The 7,337-nt window shown below is 31.6% G+C and carries 7 protein-coding genes; 2 read left to right on the top strand and 5 right to left on the bottom strand.

The annotated features are described in order from the left end of the window. Together FLACOL7796_RS23830 and FLACOL7796_RS23835 are read left to right on the top strand one after the other, a co-directional pair. On the top strand, positions 1 to 1,386 hold a 1,386-nt coding region (locus FLACOL7796_RS23830; RefSeq protein WP_173973256.1), incomplete at its 5' end, for a TlpA family protein disulfide reductase. Between the two features lie 121 nt (positions 1,387 to 1,507). After that, positions 1,508 to 2,203, top strand: coding sequence for a pseudouridine synthase (locus tag FLACOL7796_RS23835; RefSeq protein WP_173973257.1), 696 nt, complete (start codon positions 1,508 to 1,510; stop codon positions 2,201 to 2,203). 80 nt (positions 2,204 to 2,283) lie between these two features. On the opposite strand, the gene FLACOL7796_RS23840 is transcribed toward FLACOL7796_RS23835, so the two are convergent. From FLACOL7796_RS23840 to FLACOL7796_RS23860, 5 genes are all read right to left on the bottom strand, one after another. Next, positions 2,284 to 2,982 carry a DUF1826 domain-containing protein gene (locus tag FLACOL7796_RS23840; RefSeq protein ID WP_173973258.1) on the bottom strand — a complete coding sequence of 233 codons (699 nt, stop codon included), beginning with the start codon at positions 2,980 to 2,982 and terminating at the stop codon, positions 2,284 to 2,286. Between the two features lie 116 nt (positions 2,983 to 3,098). Continuing rightward, the gene (locus FLACOL7796_RS23845; RefSeq protein WP_173973259.1) at positions 3,099 to 4,193 is read right to left on the bottom strand and encodes a DUF4291 family protein; all 1,095 of its coding nucleotides are present in this window, start codon (positions 4,191 to 4,193) and stop codon (positions 3,099 to 3,101) included. 297 nt (positions 4,194 to 4,490) lie between these two features. Further along, positions 4,491 to 4,976 carry a hypothetical protein gene (locus FLACOL7796_RS23850; protein ID WP_173973260.1) on the bottom strand — a complete coding sequence of 162 codons (486 nt, stop codon included), beginning with the start codon at positions 4,974 to 4,976 and terminating at the stop codon, positions 4,491 to 4,493. Between the two features lie 167 nt (positions 4,977 to 5,143). Then, complete coding sequence (locus FLACOL7796_RS23855; protein ID WP_173973261.1) at positions 5,144 to 5,998, bottom strand: AraC family transcriptional regulator; 855 nt, start codon at positions 5,996 to 5,998, stop codon at positions 5,144 to 5,146. A gap of 207 nt (positions 5,999 to 6,205) precedes the next feature. After that, positions 6,206 to 7,036, bottom strand: coding sequence for a M57 family metalloprotease (locus FLACOL7796_RS23860; RefSeq protein ID WP_173973262.1), 831 nt, complete (start codon positions 7,034 to 7,036; stop codon positions 6,206 to 6,208). Positions 7,037 to 7,337: the final 301 nt, after the last annotated feature.

A 7,337-nucleotide genomic window follows, 5' to 3' on the forward strand; every position in this document is an offset into this window, starting at 1 on the left:
ATAGTTAGTTGTCAGAAAAAACAAAATTCAGATTTAATCTCAACTGATAAAACAGATACAATTATCACGATAATATTTAAAGAAAGATCTTTTAAAACTGATACGCTAAGACTTAAAACGGGGCAATATTCATTTCGGGAAGATAATGTGTTATATTCACTAGAAGGAAATTTTCTTCCGAATATTATACAAAAGAAAAATTATAAAAAAAGTGATACGCTCAAAATCAGAACAAGCTCTGATATTATATTCTCACACGGTTATAATGTGAATGAATATTCCTTATACCAATTTAAACCTGGAGATGTGGTTGTTTTTGATTATCCCAATGACCACCCAAATTGTGAAATATTAAATCGAAAAACTTTAGAAAATGATCTCAACTTTGTAACTGAACTGAATCTCAAAATCAACAAAAATGTAAAAAGTGATTTTCAATTTTTTATTGAAAATAAGAGATTTAGAACTAAGGAAGAAAAAAATAAAATTGCGAAAGAATATTTTGATTCCCGAAAAATCAAATTTGATTCTGTATCTAAAACAGGCACTATCAGCGAACAAATCTTTACCTTAATAAAAACAGATTTAGATTATTTGCAAAAAGAGGCTTCGAACAGAAATATTCTAAAAAATCCTGTCAACTTATCAATGCCGAGCGGAAGACATTTAGTTATAAAGTCTTTTGAATCCATTCACCAACCAAAGCTTTTAAAATCTAAAAACAATTCTATCATTGATAGCAGGGCGCAATTAGAGTCTGTTATCAACGACAAGGAAATTGAGGATAATAACAGAGATTATCTTTTGTATCAATACATGAATGACATTCTTTTAAATTTCTCAAAAGAGGATATCAAAAAATTTTTTGAATTATTTAAAACAGCAATCCACAATAAAACTGTTATCAAATCACTTTCAGAGAAATATCTTTTGGCAGTTAGCAATGAATTCAGCGTTAATGACATCGCATTATCAGACGGAACTCAAAACAAATTTGATTTGAATCATCTAATTAAAACGAAATATTCTAACAAAATAGTTTACGTTGATTTTTGGGCTAGCTGGTGCGGACCTTGTATTGCAGAAATGGGCGCTTCAAGAAATCTTCGTGATGCATATAAAGATAAAAATGTGATTTTTATATTCATTTCTATCGACAAAGATGTTGAAAAATGGAAAATAGCTTCAAAAAAACAAAAGTTATTCGAAAGCGGGAATGATTTTATCACTTTAAATTACCCTAACTCTTTATTTTATAAAGAAATTGATTTAAAGACAATTCCGAGATATTTGATCTACAACAAGAAAGGGGAATTAATTCATAAAAACGCGCCGAATCCATCAAACAAAGAAATTGAGGTCGAATTCAATAAACTAGAAAAGTAATCTTCTAATAATCTCAATTGTAAATAATCTGTTTTTTCAATCTAAAATAAAAAAAACAAAAGCATAGAAATAAATAAGTTGTAAAAGGGATTTCAATCGAAATCTCTGTTACTTTTGCCGAATGTTAGAAATTCTATACCAGGACGAATATATTATAGCTATTAATAAACCTAGTGGCTTATTGGTTCACAAATCATTTTACGCGCGCGATGCAAAAGTGTATGCTATTCAGGAACTGAGAAACCAAATAGGACAACACGTTTATCCTATTCATCGGTTAGACCGCAAAACATCTGGTGTTTTGTTGTTTGCGTTAGATAAAGAAGTTTTGAAAATTATGAATGATCGTTTTGCTACACGCGAAGTCGAAAAAAAATATTTGGCTATTTTACGTGGTTGGTCGCCTGAAGAACTAACGATTGATTACGATTTAGTTAATGATGATGACATCAAACAAAATGCAATAACCTACTTTCACCGTTTGCAAAATGCCGAAGTGGAATTAGAATTTAATAATAAACCAACGTCAAGATATTGTTTGGTTGAAGCGATTCCTGAAACCGGACGTATGCATCAATTACGAAAACATTTCAAACATATTTTTCATCCCATTTTAGGAAGTCGGCCACATGGCTGTAACAAACAAAATAAATTATGGCTGGAAAATTTTGACCTGAAAGGAATGATGCTTCATGCACATCAGTTGATTTTTGATCATCCAATAAACAATGAACCACTCATTCTGAATGCAAAGGTTAATGAAGAGTTTAGCAAAGTTGGTACTATTCTTAATCTGGATTTAAGTAAGTATCAATAGAGTATCATTGTAATGCATAAAATTTAAACATATAGAAACATAGATTTTATGTGTTAAAATAGTACGCCAACCGATTATTCTTAGCAAATCAACAACAATCGATATTCTCCTTCATTTTCTATTGGGGCTCTATGAACACAAGGCAATACTTGTTGTTTTGGATGATCTACAGCCAGGCGCCAAAGATGTCCTAATCCCAAATTAATAGGTTCTGCATTTTGATTTACCTGATAATGCAAATCAAAATAATTTTCTTTCAGGAAGTCTTCAAATCCTTCTTCAGGTCCATCATACAGTTCTTGTAATTTTGTTTGGATTTCGGGAATCAGAATTTTTTGTTCGGCTTGAGAGTTTGCAACAATTTCACTTGCCGCTCCGTGATAGGTGCATAAAAAAGTATCTGTTGCAATGGGCGAACGATCAACATGAAACGAATAAACATCTGTTGATATAAAATCAAATTCGTCATCACGCTCATAACACTTTAGTAAATTAAGAGAAGGCGAAGCGCCAAAATCCGTTAATAATTGCAAATCATTTAAAATTATTTCTCTTGCTATATTTCCCTTTTCTGAAAGTTGGAGCGCGATTAGATCTTCAGAATAAATTTCCGTTATATTCTCTTTTAAAGATAATTGGGCTACAATCTCATTAAAATCGCCATTCAAATTTCTGTACCAGCATAAGGCATTCATTTCTCCTTTGAAATCGGTATTTACAAGTTCAGAAAAAGTAGATACTATTCCTATTTGGCTGTTATCAGAAAATATATGGCTCATGTTATGATATAAAAAGCGGGTTACTTCGGGAATTGCAAAATTAGGTAATTATATGAACTGAAAAAGATAAGCATCCTTATTCTAAGAACTTTTTTAGCTAAAAATTTATCCTGAAATTAAATTTGAATTATTCCTTCTTTTGGAATAAACAATCTATCAAATTCGCCATTATCAATATGATTTCTTTGTTCTATAACAAAATCCGTTATATCTGATATGCCTTCAATTTTTTCATTTACAAGTTTCTCAAAAGCTTCGTCATTCAAATCAAGCTGTATTACTTCTCTTTCCAGTTTTGTTCCCAGAAAATCATTATCAGGAAGCCATTGAATCGTTACTTTTTTACTTTCAATTTCTTCTTGAGATTCATTTTCAGAAATAAGTACTGCATCATTTAAAATCTCTGCAAAAGCCTCTTTCCTAATCCAAATCGCAAACAGTCTTTCCTGATTTTCTTCTCTTAGCCAATTACAGCTGTTCATCATAGAAAGAAAGCTAAGTTTTATTGGGCTTATCGTTAAAGAGCTATCATCAGGGACAGTAAACTTTTGATCTTTAAGCGATTGTTCTGCTACTTCATTTTTATGTACCTGATACAATAAAACATATTCTCTAATTACTTCAACAAGTTCCCGAGGAAGATAATCACCATATTCAAGGCTTCTTTTATTGAATAGATTCCCTATAATTTTTTGTGCTTCGGTAGATGAAGTTTTTAAACTTTCCGAATATTTTTCAAGTGGTATAAAAAAGCTATGCATCTCATAGCAGTTTAATATTTGCCCTTTTCTCCTCCATTCAGAATCCCAATTTCTTAATCTTTTATCAGCAAACTCAGCTACTTCTTCATTAGCTTTTTGTTTTATTTGCTTTAAAAAGTTTTTAGCTTCCTCGGTACCAGTATCGGCAAGTGCCCATGTGCACTTTCTTTGCAATGGATAGTTATCATTCCAACTATATTCAAATTCTGTCAATGCAACTCTAAACAGCGTTTCTGCAGTTACTGGGTTTGAAGCGCCCTGAAAAGCTCTGGCCATATCTTCATGGCTTTCATGCCAATCCGACTCAAATATCTGACATAAAAGCAATAAAATTTCCTCGTCTCGTGAATAGACATGAATAAAATGAAATGCATTTTCATAAACTCCTTTTTTGTCCTTGTCGATTAAAATTCTCTTTATTAAATTTATATCAGCTTCTCTTTGATGCATTTTTAATTTTTATATTATTTTGATTTAAAATTTATCTGTTGTACTAATTCTGCATCAATGCAGTTTTGAGATATATAATTGAGATTTAAAAAGATCTCTTCCTTTTCATCTTTTTAAATTTCCCTAAGCTAATATAAAAATATTTAAATGACATCTTATTAAATCTGTATAAAACTTAGATCTAGTGAAATTTTTATTTTTGACTTTAGGACAAAATATTTAAAAACAAATAATTGAACTTGTGCAATAAAATGATTAAAATCCAAAAAGCCCATTTCTACCGAAATGAGCTTTCTTTTATGCTTTATTAATAACGCTTTGTTTTCTAAACTGATATATTGAGCCTATGATAAAAAGTACTAATAAAACAAGAAGCGTATTCGCTATTACGGGATCTTTTATGTCTTTAGCCAGCGGATGTCCCAGCGGAACTCTGGTAAACGTTTCATTAACCGTAGGAACAAGAGACAAAAAGAAACTAAACGACAACCCCAAATTTTCGAAATAGCGGGCTCTTGCACTATTTTTTCTTTTTGTATGGAGAAAATAAGCCCCCAATACCAAAAAGACGATAAAAACAGCAAAGACATGACCCGGATTGAATCCGCCATGTTTGGAGATTCCTAATGAAGTTAGCGACGTAATAATTGTTCCGTAAAAATATATTTTACCGGATAATGTGTTCAAATTGATTTTACCATATTTGATAAAATCTACTACTGCGGCTACAATTGCAGCAACACCTATAATGGTGTGAAAAATTCCTAAACTTGATAATCCCATTTTTTATAATTTAAATTGGTTCGAAAATACATCACAAACTTCGGGTAGATCAGGGAGAATCGTTTGGGAAATTAGTTCAACTATTTGGCAATTTCGTTCACAAAAAAAGCATCCTGAATATAAATACTCAGAATGCTTGAAAATTTTAAAAGAGTGTTATTTCTTAACTACAGATTCTTCGATCTTTGTCGGTAATTTGTTGGACTAACACTGTATTTACCCGTAAAACTTTTGGTAAAATTCGCCAGGTCATTAAAACCACAATCAAACGCTATTTCATTAATACGCTGATCCGAAACCTCAAGAAGCTGAGCTGCTTTCTCTAATTTTTTAGTTTTAATATAATTAGCCGGTGTATCCTGGTATATTTTTACAAATTCACGCTTAAACGATGAAACACTTAAATTGTGTTGTTGTGCCAGCTCTTCAACAGAAAGCTGCGAAAATAAATTTGCTTCGATGATTTGTTTGAAAGTGTAGGTTGCGGGAGAAAAAAGCTGTGATAGTATCAACTGTACCGATTCTGAATTTTGTGTTTGAGATAACAAAAGAATGATTTCCTTTACTTTCAGTACCAAAATATCTTCATTGATAAGAGAAGGATTTTCAAAATAAAACAATAAACCTTCAATGTACTTTTGAATTAAAAAATCGTTGTTTATTTTTTCACTCGATTTATTCGATACTATATTATTTGGTGTCTGAAGCAATAACGGAAGTTCTCTGTCGTATATTTTTTTTAAGATCTCCGGATAGAACGTCACGATCACAATTTCGCAATTACAATTTGACTTTGAATTGTAAATTTGTTTTCCGGAATTTATACAATTCAATAATAATGAATAATGAGTTGCAATGCTTATTGGTTCATCATCTATTTGATATTCGAGGTCTCCTCCTTTTACATATAAAAAACAAGCTTGTTCCGTAACCGGAAAATCAAATTTAAACGGTGGTGTTAATTCAATTTTCTGAATCAGAGTTTTACCGTACAGATCGTGTTTTTTATAATCGTTTACCATTAAATTCTGTTTTGTTTCTAAAGTGTCTTGTTAAAGCTGAATTTATTTTGGGAATTTACGCTGCAGTTCGCTAGCAAGCAAGAATATCAAAATCAAGCTTTAAATATAGAATACAAGTTTAGTACAAATGATCCAATAAAAAAGAGGCTGTTTCAAAAAAATTGAAACAGCCCCATATATTTTGTAAAGACAACTCTAAATCAACTTCTAATATAAATAATTCAGAGCTGTAACATCGTTAGCATTAAAAGCTCCTGTCTCGTTTGAACCGAAACAAGCTCTCATGTAAGATGTTGCATCATATCCTGAAGGTGTTCCAGGTATCTGGATTGCTCCAACACCAGCGGTTCCTTCGTTAGAATTCTGTCCACAACTTTGACGGCTAAACCAGTCTGTATGGCGTAAACCAATACAGTGACCAATTTCGTGCGCCGCTACGTGTGCATTTACACCAGTTGAATAAGTGTCTAATCCTGAATATAATGTAACTGAATTATAAGGATTTCCTCCAGAAGGGAAACCTGCTACTCCACCGGCAGATCCGGTTTGTCTTCTTACAACAATGTTTGCACCCGTAGTACTTGAACTAAAGGTTAGCGTAAAGTTGATAGACAATCCTAAACTATTGTATCTGTTGATAGCAGCCTGTAATCCGGCACGCATATTTGTAGTCAGAGCTGTTGTACCAGTTCCTGACAATCCAACAACTTTAATAGTTTTTGGAGCTGTTACTAAATTTGTAGTACGATATTGTTCTGTGGTAATACCGCCGTGAAGATCCATATTCTTTAATTGTTCTTGTGTCACAATAATATCTCCCTCTATAAGGAATGCATCCTCTGTAGTACCATCTAATTTTGTGTTCTTAACTACCTGCACATCTGATGTATTTAGTGAAAGTGAACTAAGTTTATTCAACACTTCTGGTGTTACTTTAAGTGATTCCTGATTGGATTGGTCTGCAACATCTTCTTTGTTACAAGACACAATAGTTAGCGCTATAAATGACAGGGCTAAAATCGATTTAATTTTTTTCATAATAGGTTTTCTTTGGTTGTTTAAATAAGTTGATAAATTTGGGTCTTCACAAAATATTTGTAATATTGATGACCAAATTTAGATAATTTTAGTATTAAAATACTTATAACTTAATATTTTAACACTATTTACCCGATAATCGCATAAAACATTATGCAGTAATTATCCTATTTTTACGCTAAGCCCAGCAAATACGCTAATTAAATACAAATCAATATGTTATGCATAATAATTTGATTTTAGACACTATTTTGTTTATTCTAATGTCAAAAAACAACTTTTGTCGTTTATCCCATTCAAA

This window comes from Flavobacterium bizetiae, assembly GCF_902804475.1.
Lineage (GTDB): Bacteria > Bacteroidota > Bacteroidia > Flavobacteriales > Flavobacteriaceae > Flavobacterium > Flavobacterium bizetiae.

Excerpts from the sequence above, each read along its gene's own strand:
- FLACOL7796_RS23850 (WP_173973260.1), bottom strand. The coding sequence starts at position 4,976 with ATGGGATTATCAAGTTTAGGAATTTTTCACACCATTATAGGTGTTGCT.
- FLACOL7796_RS23835 (WP_173973257.1), top strand. The coding sequence starts at position 1,508 with ATGTTAGAAATTCTATACCAGGACGAATATATTATAGCTATTAATAAA.
- FLACOL7796_RS23855 (WP_173973261.1), bottom strand. The coding sequence starts at position 5,998 with ATGGTAAACGATTATAAAAAACACGATCTGTACGGTAAAACTCTGATT.
- FLACOL7796_RS23860 (WP_173973262.1), bottom strand. The coding sequence starts at position 7,036 with ATGAAAAAAATTAAATCGATTTTAGCCCTGTCATTTATAGCGCTAACT.
- FLACOL7796_RS23845 (WP_173973259.1), bottom strand. The coding sequence starts at position 4,193 with ATGCATCAAAGAGAAGCTGATATAAATTTAATAAAGAGAATTTTAATC.
- FLACOL7796_RS23840 (WP_173973258.1), bottom strand. The coding sequence starts at position 2,982 with ATGAGCCATATATTTTCTGATAACAGCCAAATAGGAATAGTATCTACT.